A 21,869-nucleotide genomic window follows, 5' to 3' on the forward strand; every position below is an offset into this window, starting at 1 on the left:
TATTAAAAAATACGTTGGTTTTTAAGTGCAGTAACGAAGTCTGTTAATTCATAAATTGCTTTAGCTTCGATAATTTTTTTAAGTTTAGCTGCTTTGAATCCTTTAGCCTTTTTACCACCCATAACATCTGCGATACCATCTTTGTGACCTAATGAACATACAACACCACGGTTAATGTATTTAAAGTCTCCAACTTGTTTTCCACTAATTCTAGCTCCTACATATGCTCCCATTTGATTAGCGATTTGAGCTGTTGTTGGGTAAGGTCTTTCTTGACCAGTTTCAATAAATGCAGCACAGTCACCTACGATGTAAATCTCATCGTGTCCAGGAACTGTTAATTGTTGTGTAGTCACAAGACGACCACGTTTAGCAAGTTCTGGGAATGTTTCATCCATAAGTTTGTTACCACGAACTCCGGCTGTCCACACTAGTGTAGAAGCATATAAATCTTTTCTTTCTCCATCAACTTCGATAGTAAAGCTATCTTTAGTAGCACCTTTAATACCAGCACCTAAGATAATTTCGATTCCATTGTCTTCTAAGTATTTTCTTGCGTAGTCACTGTACTCTTTAGTAAACATTGGTAATAATGTTGGAGCAGCATCTAATCCGTAAATTTTAACTAATTTTTCATCAATTCCGTATTTAGAGCATAATTCTTTTTTACGGTGAACTAATTCCCCTAAGAATTCCATACCTGCTAATCCAGTTCCACCTACGATAACTGAAATATCTTTTACATCTTTTTCTTCGCTTGTAGCATATTTTCTGAAGTTGTCTTCTAATGTAGCAGCAATTTTTTCTGCAGCATTAACATTTGCGATTGGTAATGCATTTTCAGCCATACCTTCAATTCCAAATGTTTCAGGTTGGAATCCTAATCCAACAACTAGTACATCATAGTCAAGTTCATGTTTTTTAGTTAGCACTAATTTTTTCTCAACATCAATTTTAATTACTTCGTCTTGAACAAATTCTACACCTGGTGATACTAAATCTTTAATATCAATACAAATATCTTTTGCTGGGATGTTCCCTGCAGAAACTTCGTGTAAGTTTACTGTATCATAGTGATAAGAATTTTTGTTTACTAAAGTAACTTTTACCTCTCCAGCTTTAGCAGCTTTTTTTAATCCTTTTAAAGTCGTAAGTCCTGCATAACCAGCACCTAAAATAACTACGTTTTTCATAGTATCCATTTCTCCTTTTATATGTTATTTTGTATTTTAACAACAGCAGCAGCCGTTTCCACAGCAACCGCCATCTTCATCATCATAAATTTCAATCATATTTGGATTGTGTAGTGTAAACTCACTACCATATTCATCTTGAACGTAATCTATTTCAAGACCTTTCAAAAGAAGCTCATCTTCTTCATTAACAAGAACTTTAAGATCTCCAAAGTTAAGAACTTTATCACCGTCTTCTAATTCGTCCTTAATATCAATAGCGTAATGCATTTGTGTTCCTTCTAAAGCGATAGAAATTTTCAAGTAACTATCACGTTTATCAGCATCAAATAACATTTCTTGGAATTTACCAACCGCTACATCTGTTATCAAAATTAATTGATTATCTGTATTAGCCATAAAATGTTTCCCTCTTTATTTTTTATTTTCTATTTAATATTATAACCGTTTTTCTAATAAAATAACAGTATATTGCTTATATTTTATAAAATAATTTGTGAATATTTTATGAATTTTTTTAAAGCTTTTAAATTTACATGATATTGTTTTGTTAGTATAGTTGCTTATACTATTCTAAAGGCTTCTATTAATATTAATCTCTAATCTTTATAACATTAATAGAATTTACATCTGTAGACATTTTTAAAAAATTATTTTGATTTAACTTCATACTTAAATATTTATTTTTTCGTTTATTTTCTCTTTAATTTTAGTATATAGTCTATCTATAAAGGATTCTTCTACATCCTATTTAATAAAACTTTATCTTTATTTAATATTTATATGTAAACTGTTTTAAATTACTTGCAATATCAAATATTTATATCTTCTTACTTTATTGACTTTTCTTTTACCGAACAGTATAATATTTTATAGAGAGGTGGATTCGTTTTGAATAAAGAGTATTATGAAACTGTTGATAAAATTAAATTTGAGTTAGAAAAAATACGCCCTAAACTTATTAAAGATGGTGGAAATATAGAATTTATTAATTTTAAAAATGGAATTTTAAAAATTAGATTTTTAGGTGAATGTGCACATTGCGAACTATCACACATTACATTAAAATATGCAATTGAAAAAACAATTGTTGAAAAAATACCAGAAGTGAATAAAGTTATAGAAGTGAAAATGAGCGTTGTTTAGACGTTCTTTTTTTATTTTCATTAACTATAAAAATAAAAAAAGAGTAGATTTTCATCTACTCTAAGTGACGTCCCAGAAGGGATTCGAACCCCTGACCGACGGCTTAGAAGGCCGTTGCTCTATCCTGCTGAGCTACTGAGACATATTTAATAATTACCTCTCTCTGAAGTACTTTAATAGTATATCAATTTTTCAATATTATGTCAATACTTTTTTCGATATAAATATAAATATTTTTTATAATTGTGATTTTCTAAGAATATTACGTGGTATAAGCATAATTAAAAATATATCAAAAATATAAGAAAAAATATCGCTACTCTTTCGTTACATTTATAGAAAAAGGAAAGCCGAAGTGTCTCAAACGGCTTTCCTATAAGCTTTTTAAAAATTATCTTCTTAATCCTAGAGCTTTAATTAATTCACGGTATCTTTGGATATCTTTTTTAATTAAGTAGTCTAGTAAGTGACGACGACGGAAAACTTTTTTAAGTAATCCACGACGACCTGCGTGATCTTTTTTGTGAGTGTTTAAGTGCTCAGTTAAAGCATCGATTTCTGCAGTTAATACTGCGATTTGTACTTCTGGAGAACCAGTATCTGATTCATGAGTACGGAATTTAGCGATAATTTCTTGTTTTCTTTCTTGACTAATTGCTGCCATTGCAATTTCCTCCATATAATTATATTTTTGCGACCTTAATCCTAGTGTAGAACCTGGAGGGTTTCTATACCACGAATAAGGAACATAAGTAATTGTACACTATTTTTTGTAATAATTCAAGTGATAACATCTAAAATCAATATATAAATATGATTTTAATAATCTTTTTCTTCACAAGTTTTTTTGTCTAATTTTAGCTGTTCTCTCAAGTGATTAAAACTCTCAAATTTTTGTTCTTTTCTTAAAAATTCATAGAAGAAAATTTCTATTTTTTCATCATAAATATCTTTATCAAAATCTAAGATATGTGTTTCAATAAATTTCTTATTTTTTCCAGTTGAAACTGTTGGATTATAACCTATATTAGTAATTGATTTATAAATCTCACCATGAACTTTTATTTTCGTAATGTAAACTCCATTAGTTTCTGGTAAGAGATATTTTTCTGATAATTGAAGGTTGGCAGTTGGAAAATTAATAGTTCTTCCTAGCTGTCTTCCCTTTACTACAAGACCAGAAATTGAATAATATCTTCCTGAATATTCTCTATACTTTTGGAACTCTCCATCTCGAACAAATTTCTTTAGTACTGTCGTAGATATTTTTTCTCCTTCAATCATTTGCTCTTCTTGAACATCAATATCTATTCCATTTTCACTTATTAAATCTGGTGTCCCCAATCCTTTATTTCCAAATCTGTAATCGAATCCGCAAAATACCTTATCTACATTTAACTCTTTTAAAATAAATTCTATAAAATCTTCTGCAGATAAATTTTGCAATTTTTCATTAAATTCTAAATAATAAACTTCATCAACACCTAAACTCTCTAATAACTCATTTTTTTTATTTATTGGTGTCAATAACTCCTCACTCGTTTTTCCAAAATATTCTTTTGGGCTCTTATCAAGCGTTATAACAATCGACTTATAATCTCCAATAGCTGCACCTACTGCTCCGCAGATAATCTTCTGATGAGCATTATGAATACCATCAAAAAAACCTAAAGCAGCTACTCTTCTCACATTATCTTTTTTTATTTCACTAATATCTGAAATATTAAATATTTCCATCTTCATCTACCTACTCTATTATTTTTGGAAATGTAGTTTTTACAGATAACAATTCATCATCTTTATCTTTCAAATGATATATTGCTATCGCTTCATTTTCATAAGTAAAAACTATTCCATCTGTAAAATCATGATCCGGAAATTGATTTCTTCTAAATCTCAAACCGTTCATTACTTGTTTTGCTCTAAATTTTGGTATTTCTACAAATTTGTATTCTTCTAGAGCATATTCTTTCCTTAGAAGTTTTTCTTCTAAGGTTTCATCTTTTAGATGTTGTTCTACCTCAGAGAGTGTTAAACAATTATCTAATGTTATTTCACCACTTCTAGTTCTAGTTAATTTACTCATGGTACTTGGTAAATTTAGTTTTTCACCTATACTAGTAGCTATTGTTCTGACATAGGTCCCTTTTCCACAATTTATATCTATAGAAAAATAAAACTTATCATCTTTATAATATTCACTATTTTCTATAAATGAAATGTTATAAATATTTACTTTCCTAGTTGGAATTTCTACATCAAATTGACCACGTCTAGCATACTCATATAATTTTCTACCATTGACTTTAATAGCTGAATATATAGGTGGCTTTTGCTCTATTTCACCAATCATAGATTTAAGAATTTCTTTAATTTTATCTACGCTAATGTCAGTAACTTTACATTCTTCAACAACTTCTCCTGTAAGATCTTCAGTCGTAGTTTTAATTCCCAAACATACTTCTGCTCTATAACTTTTACCTAAATCCATTGCATAATCACTAACTTTAGTCGCTCCTCCTAATAAGAGAAGCAACACTCCATCTACCTCAGGATCTAATGTACCAGAATGACCTATTTTTTTCATTTGAAGAATTCTTCTAGCTCTGAATACAACATCATGACTAGTAATTCCACGTTCTTTATAAATTGGTAAAATACCTTCAAACATTATTTTTTATCCTCTTTTTTCAAACAATCTGGGCATAAACCATAAACCTCAAATTTATGACCATCTATTCGATAGCCTTTCAATTCTTCAATTTCTAAATCATCACATACGTGTACATGTATTATTTTTGCTTTTCCACATTTTAAGCATATATGATGGTGATGGTGATGATCTGTTTCCAAACATCCAATTTTAAAATATTTTTCCCCTTTAATTTCTGTAGTTTCCAAAATACCTATTTCTTCATAAGTACTTAGATTTCTATAAATAGTATCAAAACTTAGTCCAGGATACATTTTACCTACTGTTTCAGATACATATTTTGCATTAATATATCTATCTTCTTTTACTAAAAGTTCAACCATAGCTTTTCTTTTATCAGTATATTTATACCCTTTTTCCTTTAGAAGTTTCATTATTCTATCAACTTTTTCTTCTGATATTTTCATAAGTACCTCCTACATAGTCTATTTTTTAAAGTCCACAAACGTCTTGTTTCTTAACATTTCAATTTCATCTTTATAAGGTGCAATGTCTTTCTTTTCTCCATACCAAGGAGTCTCTAAAATTTTAGGAATATTTGCAAATTCATCTAAATGAACAATTCTATTTATCGTATCGAATCCAATTCCACCGTATCCGATATTTTCATGACGATCTTTATGTGCACCTAATGTATTTTTACTATCATTAATATGAAGCACTTGAATCCTATCTAATCCCACTATTTTATCAAATTCAGTAAGAACACCATCTAAATCATTAACAATATCGTATCCACCTTCAAATACATGACAAGTATCAAAAGTTACTGTTAATTTTTCGTTTAAAGTAACTCCATCAATAATTTGTGCAATTTCATCAAAAGTTCTTCCACATTCACTACCTTTACCAGCCATAACTTCCAAGGCAATATTAGGTTTCATATCTTTTGTTAGCACCTCGTTTAAACCTTTAACGATACTTGCTATCCCAACATCAGCACCTGCTTTGACGTGTGATCCTGGGTGAAGAACAATATTCTTAGCACCAATTTTTTCAGTTCTTTCAATTTCTAATCTTAAGAAATCAACTGCAAGCTGATAGATTTCTGGTTTTACTGTATTTGCTAAATTAATAATATAAGGTGCATGCACTACTATATCACTAATATTTTTTTCTTTCATTAATTTATGCGCTTCTTCGATTCTCAATTCTTCAATAGGTTTTCTTCTTGTATTTTGAGGAGCACCTGTATAAATCATAAATGTATCACTATTATAACTAGCCGCTTCTTTTACAGAGCCTAGCATCATTTCTTTTCCTGACATTGATACATGAGATCCAATTTTCAAGTTCTTCATTACTTACCTCTGTTTGCTTTGTTACTACGTTTAGCAAATTTTCTTCTTTCTTTTTGTTTAAGTTTATCCATTTTATATTTATATTTTTTCTTATAACCTGGTTTAACTTTTTTAGAAACTTTTACTTTTGATTTCAGTTTCTCAGTTAAGTTATGGTCAGCTACGACTTTCTTTCTACTTTGACGTTTGTTTCTGTCTTTAGCTTCAACAAACTCACCATTTCTAATATCTTGGTGATTAAATTCAATACCACGTTTTTCTAAATCTTGTAATTTTTCTTCATCTTTATTATTATAAATTGTAATACAGTCACCGCTTAATCCAGCACGCCCTGTACGCCCTGCTCTGTGGATAAAGAAGTCTAAGTCATTAGGAATATTGTAGTTAATTACATGACTTACTCCTTCAATATCAATCCCACGACTCATTAAATCACTAGCTACAACATAGGTGAAATCTAGATTATTAATTCTTCTTTGCATTTGCTTACGTTCACGTGGTGTTAAATCTCCGTGAAGTACTCCTACATTTAATCCTTTAGAAATTAAATAGCTACTTACTTCCTCTACCTCAGTTTTCTTATTAGCAAAGATAAGAGCTAAATAAGGATTAATAACTGTAGTGATTTCATGTAATTTTTCTAATCGAGATGAACTCTTTTCTGGTATTAAAATATATTCAATTTTACCGAATTTAGCGTTATCAACTTCGATATATTGAGCATTTTTTAAATATTTCTTCAAGAAGTGATTCATTTGAGTTGGAATAGTTGCTGAGAATACTAGAAATTGACAGTTTTCTGCTGCTCTTTTAGAAATTTTATCAACATCTTCCATGAATCCTAAATCGATCATCATATCACATTCATCGATTACAAGACTTTCTACTTCTTTAATTGCTAAAGCACTCGCTCTATCTAACTCTAATACACGTGTTGGTGTACCAATAATAATATGTGGCGCATTAGATACTCTCTCTATATCTCTATTTAAATCTTGACCACCAATACATAATGTTATTTTAATATCTTCTTCAGAAAAACTAGCAATATGTAATGCCATATCATATAGTTGTCTTGACAGTTCTCTAGTTGGAGCTAAAATAATACTTTGTGTTTTTTTCTTAGCTACATCTAATTTGCTAAAAATTGGTAGTAAGAAAGAATGACTTTTTCCACTTCCTGTTTGTGATTTAGCTACTATGTTTTTTCCTTTTAAAACTGGTGAAAATACTCTCTCTTGAATTTTTGTAGGATTATCAAACCCTAAATCTATTACTGCCTTATTTACAAATTCATTAAATTTATATTGTTCAAATGACTTTGGTAACATTTAAAATCTCCTTTATGATTTTTCTATCTAAATATATGGGAGTTTTCCCCATCTTCAATTTCACACATGAAATGATTGAAAATAACTTTTTATATTTCACGTTATAATAAACCACCCTTTATTATACTATAAATACATAGATTTAGCTATAAAAAACACCGTATTATTGCCTATTATTCGTTTTCTATATATATTTTCCTCCTGAAAATAAAAAAGTAATTCAGAAAATATTTTACAATCTTCTGAACTACTTAATAATATTATTTTACTATCTCAATTCCTGAGCTTGTTCCTAACCTTTCAGCTCCTAAATCAACATATTTTTGAGCAGTTTCTTTATCTCTAACTCCACCACTCGCCTTAACTTTAGCATTATCTCCGACTACAGATTTCATTAATTTTACATCTTCATAAGTTGCACCACCAGTTCCAAATCCTGTTGATGTTTTTACAAAATCAGCTTTGGCAACTAGTGACAATTCACAAGCTTTAACTTTTTCTTCATCAGTTAAATAACATGTTTCGATAATAACTTTCAAGACATTATTACCAATCGCTTCTTTAATTAGTCGAATTTCATTCTCTACGTAATCAAACTCACCATCTTTTAATTTTGCAACATTAATAACCATATCTATTTCACTTGCACCGTTTTCGATTGCTTCTTTTGCTTCAAAAACTTTTGATGTTGTTGTCATTGCTCCTAATGGAAATCCAACAACTGCCGCTACTTTAACATCAGTACCTTGTAAAAGATGTTTAGCATCCGCAACGTAACAACCATTAACACAAACACTATAAAATTCATGTTCAATAGCTTCTTCACATAACTTTTGGACATCGGCACTACTTGCCGTAGCTTTTAAAATTGTATGATCAATATATTTATTTAATCCCATTTTTTTACCTCTATTCTATTATTTCTAATATATTTTTAATATTTTCTATTTTTTCATTTCCGATAACATAAGCATCTAATAACATATTTTTACTAGATTCTACATTCTTATCATCATTGTAATAAATTTCAGCGATAAGATCACCTTTTTCTACCTTATCTCCTACTTTTTTCTTAAGCTCTATTCCTACAGCATGATCTACTTCATCTTCTTTTGTCGCACGACCTGCTCCTATTACCATAGCTGCTTTACCTACTTCTTCGGCTTTAATTTTAGTAACATATCCATCTTCATGCGCAAATACTTCTAATACTGATTTCGGTGTTGGTAATAACTCATAATTATTCACGACTTCACCGTCTCCACCACTAAGTTCTATAAACTGTTTTAATAAGTCTAACGCACTACCATTATTAATAACTTCATCTATTTTTTCACTAGCTTCTTCGAATGTCTTCACTTCGCCTTTATGTTTTAACGCTAAATAAACAATTTCATATACAACTTCCTTAAGATCACTTGACCAATTTCCTTTTAAAGCCTCTATACCTTCAATTATTTCATTAGCATTACCAATATTATAACCTAATGGTTCTTCCATGTTAGTTAGTACTGCTATCGTTTTTCTTCCAACACTATTACCGATTTCTACCATTCGACGTGACAGTTCCCTAGCATCTTCAATAGTTTTCATGAAGGCACCATCACCAACTTTAACATCAAGAATAATTAAATCTGATTGAATAGCTAATTTTTTACTCATAATACTACTAGCGATTAATGGAATACTATCAACTGTTGCAGTAACATCACGTAAGGCATATATTTTTTTATCTAACGGAACAATATTATCACTATACCCCATTAATCCAACTCCAGTTTTACTAGCAACTTCTACTAATTCCTCTTTTGTTGTACTAAATTTAAAGTTTCTAATAGACTCAAATTTATCTATTGTCCCTCCTGTATGACCTAGACCTTTACCTGAAAGTTTAGTTGTAGCCATTCCTACAGCTGATAGAATTGGTCCTAATACAACTGTTACTTTGTCTCCAACACCTCCAGTAGAGTGTTTATCAACTAAATAGTGGTCTAAATCATCAAAGAAAATAGTATCCCCCGAATCTCTCATTGTTAATGTAAAGTTTGTAAGCTCATCTTTAGTCATATTATTAAAATATACCGACATTAAAAATGAACTCATCTGATAATCCGGAACTTTACCCGAAAGATATCCGTCCAGTAAAAACTCTATTTCAGCTTTAGTTAGCTCATTATTTTTTTTCTTTTTATCTATGATATCAACAACTCTCATAGCTAATCTCCTTATTTATTGATTTAATTAAAATAAACTTTACAGTATTAGTTAATTCGTCTAGAAATCATTACAATAAAAATTTGTCATACCATACTTTTCATTTTCTATATATATGTTATTAGAGATTTCTAATATCTGCAAACTTTTCTTATCTTTCAATATTTTATATAATTCTTTTTGATCTTTTTTACTATATACTATTTTATCACGAATCAAATACATTTTGTAGCCTAATAATATTAATGTATAATTTTTGTACTTAAACAACATACAAAATAATAGATAAAAGATAAATACAAGTATAGCTATTTTAAAAATTAATTGTACTTTTTGATTTATAATTAAGAATGTAATAATTATCATCAAAACTAAATAATAGTAATCTATGCCTCTTTGTTTAAAGATTTCTTTCTTGCTGCAAACGAATATATTTGTAGGTTTACTACCATTTTGAATTATTAGAGAGAATATAGAAATTATTATTAATATTGTACTCAATAAAAGATCTTCCAAATCTTGTTTTACAAAGGTATAAATAAGTAAAACAAAATAAAGAGGCATAAATGAATAGATACAATAACTAATATAGTTAAATGATTTTTTCATCTTATACCTCCTATTTATTATCTTTTACTCTTCGGTTTAGACAGAATCTCTGAAAAAATTATATCATTAACAACTTTTTCTTTATCAAAAGTTAAAGAATTTGAAAATATTTCTTTTTCTCTATCTACTATAACTCTTTGTTTTTTCTCAAAAGATTTACGAGTTAGAGTTTGCTGATTTATTACGGGATTTTCTTTTTGCTGTTGACTTTTAGACGTGGTATTTTTTACCTTTGTCTTCCTTTTCTTAGCTTTCTTACCAGGATTTTCTTTAGTTTTATTATTTTCTCTTACTTTATCAATAATAAATGAAACTAATAGAAAGATTAACGGGATATATAAACTACTCATCTTCCCCTCCTAGAATTCTTATTAAGATACTCGTTAGCAATCAATCCACGAACTATATTTTCTTGTGTAAACTCTAATTTTTTTGAATTTTCTTGAACAACATTAGTGTTATCGAAATTCCTTTGCATTGAAAATTTATTTTTACCTCTATTATAATTTTCATTATAATATTGTTGATATTTATTTATAGATGGACTATCAACTTGTTGTTCATAAATATCTTCTTCATACACTTGCTGATCACTTAATGAACTTTGTCTATTTCTTAAAGCATTAGAGTCTTTATCAGCAGCTTCTTTAATTCTTTTCATCTCTTCGACAGCTTTTAAAGCCTGTGATCGAGCATTGTCTAATTCCATTTGTTTTGAATTATCTAAATTTTTTCTGTATCTTTTACTGTCAGAAGCAAAAACAATTACGAAAATAGCAAAAATTATGATAAATGTTATTGGTGCTGCGAAAATTAAAAATGACATTTCACATCCTCCTTTTTATCTAATTATTTACCCGCTCCTGTTTCAGGTTGTGACATACGTTTAATTGAATCTCTCATACCTGTATCAGCTTCTAGATTTTTATAATTCATATAATCCATAATACCTAGATTACCTTGTTGGAAAGCTTTAGCCATAGCAAGTGGTAGTTCTGCTTCTGCTTCTACTACTTTTGCACGCATCTCTTGAATTCTAGCTTTCATTTCCTGTTCAGCTGCAACTGCCATCGCACGACGTTGTTCGGCTTTAGCTTGTGCAATGTTTTTGTCAGCAATAGCTTGCTCAGTTTGTAAGTTTGCTCCGATATTTTGACCGATGTCAACATCCAAAATATCAATCGATAAGATTTCAAATGCAGTACCTGCATCTAAACCTTTGTCTAAGATTGTTTTAGAAATACGATCAGGATTTTCTAAAACTACAGTGTGTGACTCTGAAGAACCGATTGTTGAAACGATACCTTCACCTACACGGGCGATAACTGTTTCTTCTCCAGCTCCCCCTACTAAACGTTCAATGTTTGCACGAACCGTGATTCTAGCTTTCGCTTTAACTTCGATACCGTTAATTGCAACCCCAGCGATATATGGAGTTTCAATAACTTTCGGATTAACACTCATTTGAACTGCTTGAAGAACATCACGTCCTGCTAAGTCAATAGCTGCACAACGTTCAAAAGTTAAACTTACAATATTAGCTCTGTGAGCTGCAATTAGAGCATTAATTACTCTATCCACATTCCCCCCTGCTAAATAGTGACTTTCCAATTGATTAATAGTAACAGCTAACCCTGCTTTGTGAGCTTTAATCATTGGATTTATTACTCTACTTGGTATAACACGTCTTAATCTCATACCAACAAGTGTGAAGATACTTACCTTAACGCCTGCGGCAATCGCACTAATCCAAAGACCAAGTGGAAAGAAAGTAAAGAATATCGATAGTACAATAAGTACTACTATGACGATAATACCTGAGAAAATTAATTCTGGCATAATACTACCTCCTTAAAATATTTATATTTTTTTAACTACTATACGCATTCCTTCAACACGTATAATTTCAATTTCATTACCTTTTTCTATAAAGTCTCCATCAGTAACTACATCCAATTTTTCATCGCCAAATACAGCGACTCCTGCCGGACGTAAATCTGTATATGCTCGAAGTTTCTTACCTATAAGTTCTAATCTACTTTCACTTGCTACATAGCCATCTTCTGTTGAGATAGCATCAGTTAATACAAGTCTATCTAGAAAAACCAACTTTTTATGAAAAATACTCCTATTTACATAATACAGCATAACTGCAAGTATTAGAGAAACTATTAAGATAAATGCAATATAATATGTTGATTTATTTACATAAATTATTGCATATACTACGGTAATGATACCTACAGTGCCCACTATTCCTCCTGGGACAAACATTTCAAGTCCTATTAAACAAAGTCCTCCAATGAACAGCAATAGAACAAAAATACTAAGTCCTGTAGAATAGGAATGTAAGGCAATGTATGTCGCTAAACTGACTATTGACAATATTCCAAATAGATTAAATTTCTTTGAGAATAATTGCTGACAGAAAGTTAATGACATAGTAATTAAAAGAATCCAATCGAGAGACATCATTAAATTCATATGTAATCACCTCATTTTTGTATATTCTTTTTCAAGATAATCTAACAATTCCTCTCTCGTAAATATATTACCATGACCAGGAACAGCATATTCAAAATCAAGAATTGTTATTCTATCTATATAATCACGGAGCTTCTGCTTATTATATGCCATCGGTTTAGTATAATAGTTTTTAGCATGACTATCTCCTAAAAACAATAGTTTTTCCTCTGGAATATAAATTAAAAATGCATCATTAGAATGTGAGTTATCATTATATATACAATTTATTTTAACTCCACCAAGATTCAAATTGAAATCAGCCATTTTTGGCATATCTGGTATTCTAATTTTTATTTCATTATTTTCATAAACTCTTTTTATTACATCCGCACTATATTTTATTTCAGTTCCATCTTTTACCCTTTGGTAAAGACTCTCATCATCCCACTTAAGTTGCGATAACTCAATTAAAGAGTCTCTAGCTCTATCTGTAGAGATTACTGGAATATCTAGATAGGCCGCTCCAAAGCTATGATCCCAGTGATGATGGGTCAATATTACATAACTTGGCATCGGCAGGTCATTTTCCTTTAATTCCTTTAGAAAATTCTCAACTTGTGTAGGTCCATTTCCAGAATCTAACATTACAGAAAAATATTCACCTTTTAAATAACCAAGTGTCGGTTCTAAATACATATATCGTTGTTTTGTATAATAAAATCTATCTGAAAATTTAATTAGCATCCTTTTTACTTCCTTTTGATTATAGTTACATTATAGCATACCTAATAACTATTTACAAACCAACATTACTAAATAAACAGCTGCAACTAAAACCTTTACAAATTCTAGTTACAGCTGTTTTTTTAAAAAAATTTTTTTACTAAAATAGAGCTAATCCAACGAGATACAAATAATAGAAAATAAACCCTACTCCTACTATTACTGCTACTACATATATCAGCCAAATCAATAGATAATAAGCATACCCTAGTGCTTTAACAATATTAGCTAGACCCACCCATAAATGTCTACCTATTGCTAAAAGAATAGAAATTACTCCGCCTTCATAAACTTCATCTTGATTCTCTAAATTAGTAAATTTAAACATTGTTAATAATTTCATCATAATCACCTCCCCTTTTGGTAATTTATTATTATCTCTATATTAATATTATAATATATATATATATATATTTCAAGCGATTACAATTAGATTTTTGTAATAAAATTTGTCGAATTAACATATTATTAAGATATAAAAAAAGAGACTCATAAATCTTTATTTTAAAGATTTCAAGTCTCGTTGACACAGTTTCTAACTGTGTATTTTTTATTTGAGATTAATCTCAATAGTATGGAGATGGCGGGATTTGAACCCGCGTCCAAAAATACCTCCCCTTAGCTTCTACATGTTTAGTTTACCTATTGAATTTAATTCTCCACTTAAGCCGATAAACAGGCAATGAAAAACGAGCTTGATTAATCTCTTATTTTTTTCTACAAACGGAAGAAAAAAATCGTAGACTGCTAAGAATGAACCGATTAGCTTTGTCACAGTCAAACAAAGTAATCAGCCTTTAGCTTATTAAGCTGCTAAAGCGTAATTTGTTTTTTCGCCAGTTATATTTAACTGATGTGTTGTTAAAGGAGACAACCCTCCTACATGCCACCAAGAAGACTAGTATCCCTGTCGAATCCTAAACATCCCCTAATTGTGATTATTATATTTTACCATAAAATTGATATTATGTAAAATTTTATTATTTTCTAATACAATACCACTACTAATTAAACTTACTAACAACAACCAATTCAATTATGATATAATTTATATTATAAAATATAAACTAAGGAGGTACCATGGAAACACTTATAAATAAATTACGACCTAATAAAATTAGTGATATTATTGGTCAACATCATTTAATTGGAGATGGAAAAGTTCTCTCTAAGATAGTAGAAAGTAAAAAAATGTTCTCGTTTATTTTATATGGTCCCCCTGGAACAGGAAAAACTTCAATCGCTAATGCCTTAGCTAATGAACTAGACTATAAATTTAAAATATTAAATGCTGTAAATTGTACTAAGAAGGATTTAACTGCAGTAATAGAAGAATCTAAAAGGTTTAAAAAAGTAATATTACTACTTGATGAATTTCATAGATTAACTAAACCTATGCAAGATATTCTACTTCCTGAAATAGAATTTGATAATATATACGTTATTGGATGTACAACAAATAATCCATATCATACGGTAAATCCTGCGATTAGATCACGTCTAATTATTTTTGAATTACAACAAGTTTCAAATGAAGATATTTATGAATATCTAAAAAAAATATCAAATAATAAAGAAATATTTCCCAAAGAGTTAAAAATAGAAGATGATGTATTTAAAACAATCTCTTTAAACTCTTCGGGTGATTTGAGATTCTCTTTAAACACTTTTGAAATTTTATATAATTTATCAAATGAAGGTGAAATTATTACAAAAGAGAAACTATTAAACTTATCTCTAGGAAAATTCAAAGCCTATGATAAAGATGGTGATGCTTTTTATGATATTATTAGCGCTTTTCAAAAGTCTATACGTGGAAGTGATGTTGATGCTGCACTATACTATTTAGCACTACTGATAGATAGTGGTGATTTAGACACTATCTATAGAAGAATGAGTGTTATAGCTTATGAAGATATCGGTCTTGCTAATCCAAATATCGGGCCTTTTGTTCATGCTGCTATTGAAAGTGCGAAGATGCTTGGATTACCCGAAGCTAGAATACCATTAGCCAACGCTGTTATTCAACTAGCTCTTTCATTAAAATCTAATAGTGCTTATATGGCAATTGACAATGCACTACATGAAACAAAGACAAATCCAAAATTTATTATTCCTGATCACCTTAGAGATGCACATTATTATGGTGCTGATAAACTTAATCGTGGTGTTGGTTATCAATATCCACATAGCCACCCCACAGGCTATATTAAGCAACAATATCTCCCTGATAACTTAGTAGGAAGATCATTTTATACACCAAAAACTAATAATAAAAATGAACAAAATCTTGCACAATATAAAAAATTTATAGATAATATGAAATAAAAAGAAAAGAAGTGATTCGAAATTATTCGAATCACTTTCTTTATTATTCACCTAAAATTTTAACTTCACACTCAAGTTCAACACCTGAATCTTCTAAAACTTTTTTCTGAACTTCTTTTATTAAGTTTTTATAATCTTCACAAGTTGCTGAATCTATATTAACCATAAATCCGGCATGTTTTTTTGAAACTTGCGCTCCACCTACAGTTAATCCTTGTAACCCCGCATCTTGGATTAATTTCCCTGCGAAATATCCTTCTGGTCGTTTAAACACAGAACCACATGAAGGGTATTCTAAAGGTTGTTTATCTGAGCGCATTTTATTTAATTCTTCTACTTTAGAGATAATTTCTTCTTTATTTCCTTTTTTCATTTGGAAATAGACTCTAGAAATAATTTCTTTAGTTTCTTGAATTACAGAATGTCTATATGAAAATTCCATCTGTTCATTTGTGTAGATTTTCTTTTCCCCAACTTTAGTGAAAACTTCAACTTTTTGAACAACTTCCTTCATCTCACCGCCATATGCCCCAGCATTCATGAAGATTGCTCCACCAACACTTCCTGGAATGCCACATGAAAATTCAAGATTTGTTAAGCTATTTTCAATACAAAAGTCTGTAAGTTCTTTTAACGTTAATCCCGCATAACAAGAAATAACATCATCATCTAATAATTCAATCTTGTTCATATTGCTAGTTATAGCTACTATTCCTGCTATACCATTATCTGATATTAACACATTTGAACCATTTCCTAAAATAGTTAGTTCTATGTTATTTTCGTTGCTATATTTAATAACATTTTGTAAATCTTGTTCGTTTGTTAATTTTACTAAAACTTCTGCGTTTCCACCCGTTTTTGTAAAACTATATTTTCTTAAAGGTTCATTATATAGTACTTCACTATTTTGAATGATCTCCTCAATATTTTTTATTTTAATCATTATTTTCAATCCTTTTTAACATATCATTTATAAATATTACTTTTTTCGTTGAATAATCTTTAAACGAAAGTTCTTTATTATTATTTTTAAATGAATTATATTCATTTTTTAAAACTTCATCATTAAAAATTTCTTTAATTTTTATAAAATCTTTATGTATTTCCGTATCACGTTGTACAACGTTTAATACAACATCATAGCTCATTGTTAGATAATCGATAATTCTAGCATATTTTATTACACCTTTTGTACCATTGTGAGCTATTCTATGATAACTGATATTATTTAGTCTTTTTTCATCGAATGTTGTTATCTCATGTAAATTTTCTACAACAACAAGTATATCAACAATCTTTTCCCCTAATACCTGTGTATTACTCGTAGCTCCAATATGTAAAAACTCACATTTAGGCATTTTAGGAATTTCTTGTATCTTTTTTATCTCTTCTAAAAATGTTTCAACAAACATTTTATTGTCTGCTATTTCTTCAATTTTAATAGTTCTCTTATCCATTTATAAAATCCAATCTTAAAATTAAACATACTTATATATTATAGACCGTATTTCTTATAAAGTAAAGTTATATCTAAATTTGAACAATTCTCTTATTTATAATACTTTCCATAATACCGATTTAATAACATTTCTTAGCAACATTCTTTATAACAAAAACATCCTTTTTCATGATCATTTATCATTCCAATAGCCTGCATATAGCTATAAATTATTGTACTTCCTACAAAACTAAATCCTCTTTTTTTCAGATCTTTACTTATTCTAGTAGATAACTCCGATTCACTTGCTGCATCTTTGTAGCTTTCTAATTTGTTGTTGATTTTTTTATAATCTGTAAATCCCCAGATATACTTATCAAAACTCCCAAATTCTTTTTGAACCTTAAGAAATGCTACAGCATTTTTTCTAACAGAATATATTTTCAATTTATTTCTAATTATACTAGCATCTTGTCTTAACGATTCTAAGTATTCATCGGTATAATTGGCACAGATATTATAATCAAAATTATCAAAAGCACGTTTGAAATTTTCTCGTTTCTTAAGTATTATTGACCAACTTAAACCAGCTTGCATTCCTTCTAGTATTAGATATTCAAATAACATTTGATCATTATGAGTTTCTCTCCCCCATTCATTATCATGATATTCAATATCTAATGGATTTACAGCCCAAGGGCATCTATTTTTATTCATCATTCTTCTCCAAATTATTATATACTAAGGCTAACATTTCTCTAATTCGTCTAATGTTATATCTTTCTTTTTTATCTATTTCAAGGAAGAATCCATCTTTTGCAATGATACGTGTGTCCTTATGCGGCGTTAAAGCTGTAAATAATTCTTTTCCTTTAAGACTGTTCATAATGTCTTTATCAAAAGTTACAACTACTTTATTGGCTAACTCTTTAATGCTAGTCACCATAGTATTTTTCGCCATAACTTTCAGATAACATATATCTATTAAGTTATTAACTTCTTCTCCAAAATCAGAGAATCTATCAATTAGATCTTCTACAATACTATCAATCTCTTCATCACTAACTACATTATTTAATCTCTTATAGAAATCTATTTTATCTGCATCACTAGTAATATACTCTTTTGGAATAAATGCATCAACGTTAAGTTTAATTTCTAGATCATCTGTCTTGACTTCAAAAATATCTTTCTTAATTTTCGGAGTAGCTTCTTTAATTATATTTTCATAGTAACTAACATCTTGTGTTCGATCTTGTTCTAATAACGGTTCTAAAATTCCTTTTTTCTCTTGAATTTCTTGTTCTAACATTTGAGAATACAATGTATAACCTACTGAATCAATGAAACCATGTTGTCTTCCGCCGAGTACATCTCCAGCCCCTCTAATAGATAAGTCCTGCATAGCGATTTTAAAACCACTACCTAAAGAAGTAAAGTTCTTGATCGCAGATAACCTTTTCTCTGAGTTCTCAGTTAATGACTTAAACGGTTCGTACATTAAGTATGCATAGGCTTCTCTACTACTACGACCTACTCGTCCACGAAGTTGATACAATTGACTTAATCCAAAGCGATCGGCATCTTCAACTATTAATGTATTTACATTAGAGATATCAATACCTGTCTCAATAATTGTCGTCGATATTAGCATATCATATTTTCTATCTATAACGTCAGACATAATATTTTCAAGTTCTCTTTGACTCATTCTACCATGTGCATACGCTATGTTTATATCAGGCAATAATCGTTTTAGCTCTAGATATTTTTCATCAATAGTTTCTACTCTATTATAAACATAAAACACCTGCCCTCCACGATTAATTTCATTCATAACCGCTTCTTTTATAACCATTTTATTTTGAGCTGTCACAAAAGTTTGGATTGGTTGACGTTCTCTTGGAGGTGTCTCAATCACCGATAAATCCCTAATACCTATTAAACTCATATGTAATGTTCTAGGAATTGGAGTTGCACTAAGGGTAAGAACATCTACTGTATTTTTAAGATGTTTTATTTTTTCTTTATGTTTAACTCCAAAACGTTGCTCTTCATCAATTATTAATAAACCTAAATCTTTGTATTTAAATTTGTCATTTAATAGCTTATGAGTTCCAACAATAATATCTATTTTACCTTCTTCAAGTTTTTTACAAATTTCAGTAATATCTTTTGCAGATTTAAATCTACTCACTACTTCTATATTTACTGGGAAATTCGCAAATCTACTTACGAAATTATCGTAGTGTTGTTCAGCAAGAAGAGTCGTTGGTACTAATACCGCAACTTGCTTATTATCAGTAACTGCTTTAAACGCAACCCTCATCGCTACCTCTGTTTTACCGAAACCAACATCTCCACATAGAAGTCTATCCATAGGACGTTGTTTTTCCATATCCCTTTTAATTTCTTCAGTAGCTTTCACCTGATCATCCGTTGGTGTATATGCAAAATCGGCTTCAAATTCAGACTGCATACTTCCATCTAAGCTATACGCATATCCAGAACTTAATTCACGTTTAATATATAACTTAATAAGATCTTCAGATATATCCTCAATTTCTTTTCGGACTCTACTTTTAGTCTTCTGCCAATTTTTTGTTCCTAGTTTATTTAATGCTGGTTTTCTATTGTCAGTAGACGCGGTATATTTTTGGATATAGTTCATATTATTTATGTCCACATAAATAATATCACCACCATCGTAGATAATTTTCAAGAAGTCTTTGTATACTCCACCAACTTCAACATTCTCTATCCCTTCGTATAACCCTATCCCATGACTAACATGAACGATATAATCACCAACATTTAGTTCTTGGTAATTTCTAATTTTTTCTGAGTTAGTATATTTAAATTTTACTCGACGTTTTTTTCTCTCTTCTTCAGTAAAAAGTTCGCGTGGGGTAAGTAAAAATATTTTATTCTTTCTATCCTCTAATCCTTTTAGATGATACTTATTCACATCGATAAAGATTTTCCCTTCTTTAACACCATAATAAATATCATCATAGAAATAATTATCGAATAGTACCTTTTCTACATAATCTTTTTGTTTTTGAGTGTTTAATGAAATAATTACCTTATAATTATCCGTTAATTTTTCACGTATTTCCTTAGCTAAATATTCTTCACTTGAATAATAAGCCAAATCAATTATATCTAAATTGTAGTTTTTTTCTATAATCTTATCATTGAGTTTTAAGGTAGATAAATAGAATTTTCTTACATCTAAGTTTTGAATTTTTTCAAAAGCTACATTATCTATTACATCTTGATATATATAATTTCTATTCATCTCTTGAAGACTTGTTAAAAAGTATTCTCTTAGTCCTTCTATTTTCTCTAAGATTTTATGATAATTGTCATAGAAAACTATAATATCATCTGTTAAATAGTCGGCAATACTATATGTATTTTCATAAACTAAATTTGAAAAACTTTCTAAATCACTAAAATCGCCAGTTGCTTTATAAATTTCAATTTTTTCTTGAAGATAGGTACTAATTTCTTGGTAATTTTCTTCTTCTCTTAATTTGTTATCATTTAACTTAGTAAGTATTCTCTCAACAACTACATCTTTTTCTTCAGATGTAAGGAAAAAATCACTTGTAGGATAAATAACAGCACTATCTATTTTTTCTAACGATCTTTGTGTAATTTCATCAAAAGTTCTCATACTATCAAGCTCATCATCAAAAAAATCTAACCTAATAGGTTTCTCACTTAAAGGGCTGAAGATATCAACTATACTCCCCCTTTTTGAAAACTCTCCTACCACATCGACAGTTTCAACACGACGATACCCCATATTAACTAGTTTTTTCTGTAATTCATCAAAACTAATAACAGTATCTTCATTAATCTCAAAGCTATTATTTTTAAAATCACTAGGATTTTTTACAGTTCTGTAAATTGATTCAATCGGTACAATTATAATACTTTGAATATTATGTACAAGATTTTCAAGAACTTTAATAGAATTTTGTACCAAGTCATTACTTTTAGAAGTATGGCGTTTTAATATATCAATTTCTGGATAAATATATGTTTCACCTTCGAAATCATTTAGAATAGCGAACAATTCTTCAGCTTCTGCTTTACTTTGTGATAACACTACAATTGTCTTGCCACTATTTTTATATTCGTTATATATTTCTAAAGCACGTGTTGTTAAATTTTGTCCATATACACCTATATTTTTATTCTTTTTTTCAAATTGTAAATTAACAATTTCCAAAAGACTATCTTTTATCATATACGCTCCTTTCTACAACAAATAGCAGCAAAAAGGGAGTGACTGAAAAATCACGATTTTAGAAAAATCGATTTTATCGAGAC

General features: G+C 29.4%; 23 protein-coding genes, 1 tRNA gene and 1 other RNA gene. 2 read left to right on the top strand and 23 right to left on the bottom strand.

Annotation, left to right across the window (positions count from 1 at the left end):
- Window positions 1-2: 2 nt before the first annotated feature.
- Both O5Y44_RS01125 and O5Y44_RS01130 read right to left on the bottom strand, forming a co-directional pair.
- Window positions 3-1,193 carry an NAD(P)/FAD-dependent oxidoreductase gene (locus tag O5Y44_RS01125; RefSeq protein ID WP_271965751.1) on the bottom strand — a complete coding sequence of 397 codons (1,191 nt, stop codon included), beginning with the start codon at window positions 1,191-1,193 and terminating at the stop codon, window positions 3-5.
- A gap of 36 nt (window positions 1,194-1,229) precedes the next feature.
- Window positions 1,230-1,592 carry a HesB/IscA family protein gene (locus O5Y44_RS01130; RefSeq protein ID WP_271965750.1) on the bottom strand — a complete coding sequence of 121 codons (363 nt, stop codon included), beginning with the start codon at window positions 1,590-1,592 and terminating at the stop codon, window positions 1,230-1,232.
- Between the two features lie 492 nt (window positions 1,593-2,084).
- Here O5Y44_RS01130 and O5Y44_RS01135 point away from each other — a divergent pair, with 492 nt between their 5' ends.
- Window positions 2,085-2,339, top strand: a complete 255-nt coding sequence (locus O5Y44_RS01135; protein WP_003146384.1) for a NifU family protein — start codon at window positions 2,085-2,087, stop codon at window positions 2,337-2,339.
- Window positions 2,340-2,407: 68 nt separating this feature from the next.
- Here the strand turns inward: O5Y44_RS01135 and O5Y44_RS01140 are convergent.
- From O5Y44_RS01140 to ssrA, 17 genes are all read right to left on the bottom strand, one after another.
- Window positions 2,408-2,481: transfer RNA gene (locus tag O5Y44_RS01140), tRNA-Arg, on the bottom strand.
- A 249-nt stretch (window positions 2,482-2,730) separates the two neighbouring features.
- Complete coding sequence (gene rpsO, locus O5Y44_RS01145; protein WP_003146386.1) at window positions 2,731-3,003, bottom strand: 30S ribosomal protein S15; 273 nt, start codon at window positions 3,001-3,003, stop codon at window positions 2,731-2,733.
- Between the two features lie 155 nt (window positions 3,004-3,158).
- On the bottom strand, window positions 3,159-4,076 hold the full coding sequence (locus O5Y44_RS01150; protein ID WP_271965749.1) for a bifunctional riboflavin kinase/FAD synthetase: 918 nt from the start codon (window positions 4,074-4,076) through the stop codon (window positions 3,159-3,161).
- Between the two features lie 10 nt (window positions 4,077-4,086).
- Window positions 4,087-5,010 (bottom strand): tRNA pseudouridine(55) synthase TruB, encoded by a 924-nt coding sequence (truB, locus tag O5Y44_RS01155; protein ID WP_271965748.1) that lies wholly within the window; start codon window positions 5,008-5,010, stop codon window positions 4,087-4,089.
- Window positions 5,010-5,459, bottom strand: a complete 450-nt coding sequence (locus tag O5Y44_RS01160; RefSeq protein ID WP_204644273.1) for a Fur family transcriptional regulator — start codon at window positions 5,457-5,459, stop codon at window positions 5,010-5,012. Before O5Y44_RS01160 ends, truB begins: the two co-directional genes overlap by 1 nt.
- A gap of 18 nt (window positions 5,460-5,477) precedes the next feature.
- Entirely contained in the window at window positions 5,478-6,353 is an 876-nt protein-coding gene (locus O5Y44_RS01165) for a deoxyribonuclease IV (protein ID WP_271965747.1), read from the bottom strand.
- Window positions 6,353-7,684, bottom strand: coding sequence for a DEAD/DEAH box helicase (locus O5Y44_RS01170; protein ID WP_048803064.1), 1,332 nt, complete (start codon window positions 7,682-7,684; stop codon window positions 6,353-6,355). Before O5Y44_RS01170 ends, O5Y44_RS01165 begins: the two co-directional genes overlap by 1 nt.
- A 260-nt stretch (window positions 7,685-7,944) precedes the next feature.
- Window positions 7,945-8,583: a deoxyribose-phosphate aldolase gene (gene deoC / locus O5Y44_RS01175; protein WP_271965091.1), complete on the bottom strand. Its 639-nt coding sequence runs from the start codon at window positions 8,581-8,583 to the stop codon at window positions 7,945-7,947.
- A 10-nt stretch (window positions 8,584-8,593) separates the two neighbouring features.
- Window positions 8,594-9,898: a thymidine phosphorylase gene (locus tag O5Y44_RS01180; RefSeq protein ID WP_271965089.1), complete on the bottom strand. Its 1,305-nt coding sequence runs from the start codon at window positions 9,896-9,898 to the stop codon at window positions 8,594-8,596.
- 60 nt (window positions 9,899-9,958) lie between these two features.
- The gene (locus O5Y44_RS01185; protein ID WP_271965087.1) at window positions 9,959-10,507 is read right to left on the bottom strand and encodes a hypothetical protein; all 549 of its coding nucleotides are present in this window, start codon (window positions 10,505-10,507) and stop codon (window positions 9,959-9,961) included.
- Between the two features lie 17 nt (window positions 10,508-10,524).
- Window positions 10,525-10,857 (bottom strand): hypothetical protein, encoded by a 333-nt coding sequence (locus tag O5Y44_RS01190; RefSeq protein ID WP_271965086.1) that lies wholly within the window; start codon window positions 10,855-10,857, stop codon window positions 10,525-10,527.
- A complete protein-coding gene (locus O5Y44_RS01195; RefSeq protein ID WP_271965085.1) occupies window positions 10,854-11,333 on the bottom strand; it encodes a crotonobetainyl-CoA--carnitine CoA-transferase in 480 nt (159 codons plus the stop codon). The genes O5Y44_RS01190 and O5Y44_RS01195 overlap by 4 nt, the downstream gene beginning before the upstream one ends.
- Window positions 11,334-11,356: 23 nt before the next feature.
- The gene (gene floA, locus O5Y44_RS01200; protein ID WP_271986875.1) at window positions 11,357-12,346 is read right to left on the bottom strand and encodes a flotillin-like protein FloA; all 990 of its coding nucleotides are present in this window, start codon (window positions 12,344-12,346) and stop codon (window positions 11,357-11,359) included.
- Between the two features lie 21 nt (window positions 12,347-12,367).
- Complete coding sequence (locus O5Y44_RS01205; RefSeq protein WP_371465251.1) at window positions 12,368-12,991, bottom strand: NfeD family protein; 624 nt, start codon at window positions 12,989-12,991, stop codon at window positions 12,368-12,370.
- A gap of 6 nt (window positions 12,992-12,997) precedes the next feature.
- Window positions 12,998-13,717, bottom strand: coding sequence for an MBL fold metallo-hydrolase (locus O5Y44_RS01210; protein WP_204644283.1), 720 nt, complete (start codon window positions 13,715-13,717; stop codon window positions 12,998-13,000).
- 139 nt (window positions 13,718-13,856) lie between these two features.
- Window positions 13,857-14,102: a hypothetical protein gene (locus O5Y44_RS01215; protein WP_371465253.1), complete on the bottom strand. Its 246-nt coding sequence runs from the start codon at window positions 14,100-14,102 to the stop codon at window positions 13,857-13,859.
- Between the two features lie 226 nt (window positions 14,103-14,328).
- Window positions 14,329-14,685: a transfer-messenger RNA gene (ssrA, locus tag O5Y44_RS01220) on the bottom strand.
- 151 nt (window positions 14,686-14,836) lie between these two features.
- Between ssrA and O5Y44_RS01225 the strand changes: the two genes are divergently transcribed.
- Window positions 14,837-16,084: a replication-associated recombination protein A gene (locus O5Y44_RS01225; protein ID WP_371465255.1), complete on the top strand. Its 1,248-nt coding sequence runs from the start codon at window positions 14,837-14,839 to the stop codon at window positions 16,082-16,084.
- 43 nt (window positions 16,085-16,127) lie between these two features.
- Here O5Y44_RS01225 and murB read toward each other — a convergent pair whose 3' ends face one another.
- The 4 genes from murB to mfd all read right to left on the bottom strand — a co-directional run bounded on the left by murB (window position 16,128) and on the right by mfd (window position 21,786).
- Window positions 16,128-17,030, bottom strand: coding sequence for a UDP-N-acetylmuramate dehydrogenase (gene murB / locus O5Y44_RS01230; protein ID WP_371465256.1), 903 nt, complete (start codon window positions 17,028-17,030; stop codon window positions 16,128-16,130).
- Window positions 17,023-17,544 (bottom strand): GrpB family protein, encoded by a 522-nt coding sequence (locus tag O5Y44_RS01235; protein WP_371465258.1) that lies wholly within the window; start codon window positions 17,542-17,544, stop codon window positions 17,023-17,025. Before O5Y44_RS01235 ends, murB begins: the two co-directional genes overlap by 8 nt.
- 134 nt (window positions 17,545-17,678) lie before the next feature.
- On the bottom strand, window positions 17,679-18,242 hold the full coding sequence (locus O5Y44_RS01240) for a DNA-3-methyladenine glycosylase I (RefSeq protein WP_371465260.1): 564 nt from the start codon (window positions 18,240-18,242) through the stop codon (window positions 17,679-17,681).
- Window positions 18,235-21,786: a transcription-repair coupling factor gene (mfd, locus tag O5Y44_RS01245; RefSeq protein WP_271965074.1), complete on the bottom strand. Its 3,552-nt coding sequence runs from the start codon at window positions 21,784-21,786 to the stop codon at window positions 18,235-18,237. The genes O5Y44_RS01240 and mfd overlap by 8 nt, the downstream gene beginning before the upstream one ends.
- Window positions 21,787-21,869: the final 83 nt, after the last annotated feature.

The organism is Gemella sp. 27098_8_155, from assembly GCF_041433725.1.
In the GTDB taxonomy this organism is placed as follows: Bacteria; Bacillota; Bacilli; order Staphylococcales; family Gemellaceae; genus Gemella; species Gemella haemolysans_D.

Bases quoted from the DNA above. Each gene is read 5' to 3' on its own strand.
- O5Y44_RS01125 (WP_271965751.1), bottom strand. From the start codon at position 1,193: ATGAAAAACGTAGTTATTTTAGGTGCTGGTTATGCAGGACTTACGACT.
- O5Y44_RS01130 (WP_271965750.1), bottom strand. From the start codon at position 1,592: ATGGCTAATACAGATAATCAATTAATTTTGATAACAGATGTAGCGGTT.
- rpsO (WP_003146386.1), bottom strand. From the start codon at position 3,003: ATGGCAGCAATTAGTCAAGAAAGAAAACAAGAAATTATCGCTAAATTC.
- O5Y44_RS01150 (WP_271965749.1), bottom strand. From the start codon at position 4,076: ATGGAAATATTTAATATTTCAGATATTAGTGAAATAAAAAAAGATAAT.
- truB (WP_271965748.1), bottom strand. From the start codon at position 5,010: ATGTTTGAAGGTATTTTACCAATTTATAAAGAACGTGGAATTACTAGT.
- O5Y44_RS01160 (WP_204644273.1), bottom strand. From the start codon at position 5,459: ATGAAAATATCAGAAGAAAAAGTTGATAGAATAATGAAACTTCTAAAG.
- O5Y44_RS01165 (WP_271965747.1), bottom strand. From the start codon at position 6,353: ATGAAGAACTTGAAAATTGGATCTCATGTATCAATGTCAGGAAAAGAA.
- O5Y44_RS01170 (WP_048803064.1), bottom strand. From the start codon at position 7,684: ATGTTACCAAAGTCATTTGAACAATATAAATTTAATGAATTTGTAAAT.
- deoC (WP_271965091.1), bottom strand. From the start codon at position 8,583: ATGGGATTAAATAAATATATTGATCATACAATTTTAAAAGCTACGGCA.
- O5Y44_RS01180 (WP_271965089.1), bottom strand. From the start codon at position 9,898: ATGAGAGTTGTTGATATCATAGATAAAAAGAAAAAAAATAATGAGCTA.
- O5Y44_RS01185 (WP_271965087.1), bottom strand. From the start codon at position 10,507: ATGAAAAAATCATTTAACTATATTAGTTATTGTATCTATTCATTTATG.
- O5Y44_RS01190 (WP_271965086.1), bottom strand. From the start codon at position 10,857: ATGAGTAGTTTATATATCCCGTTAATCTTTCTATTAGTTTCATTTATT.
- O5Y44_RS01195 (WP_271965085.1), bottom strand. From the start codon at position 11,333: ATGTCATTTTTAATTTTCGCAGCACCAATAACATTTATCATAATTTTT.
- floA (WP_271986875.1), bottom strand. From the start codon at position 12,346: ATGCCAGAATTAATTTTCTCAGGTATTATCGTCATAGTAGTACTTATT.
- O5Y44_RS01205 (WP_371465251.1), bottom strand. From the start codon at position 12,991: ATGAATTTAATGATGTCTCTCGATTGGATTCTTTTAATTACTATGTCA.
- O5Y44_RS01210 (WP_204644283.1), bottom strand. From the start codon at position 13,717: ATGCTAATTAAATTTTCAGATAGATTTTATTATACAAAACAACGATAT.
- O5Y44_RS01215 (WP_371465253.1), bottom strand. From the start codon at position 14,102: ATGATGAAATTATTAACAATGTTTAAATTTACTAATTTAGAGAATCAA.
- O5Y44_RS01225 (WP_371465255.1), top strand. From the start codon at position 14,837: ATGGAAACACTTATAAATAAATTACGACCTAATAAAATTAGTGATATT.
- murB (WP_371465256.1), bottom strand. From the start codon at position 17,030: ATGATTAAAATAAAAAATATTGAGGAGATCATTCAAAATAGTGAAGTA.
- O5Y44_RS01235 (WP_371465258.1), bottom strand. From the start codon at position 17,544: ATGGATAAGAGAACTATTAAAATTGAAGAAATAGCAGACAATAAAATG.
- O5Y44_RS01240 (WP_371465260.1), bottom strand. From the start codon at position 18,242: ATGAATAAAAATAGATGCCCTTGGGCTGTAAATCCATTAGATATTGAA.
- mfd (WP_271965074.1), bottom strand. From the start codon at position 21,786: ATGATAAAAGATAGTCTTTTGGAAATTGTTAATTTACAATTTGAAAAA.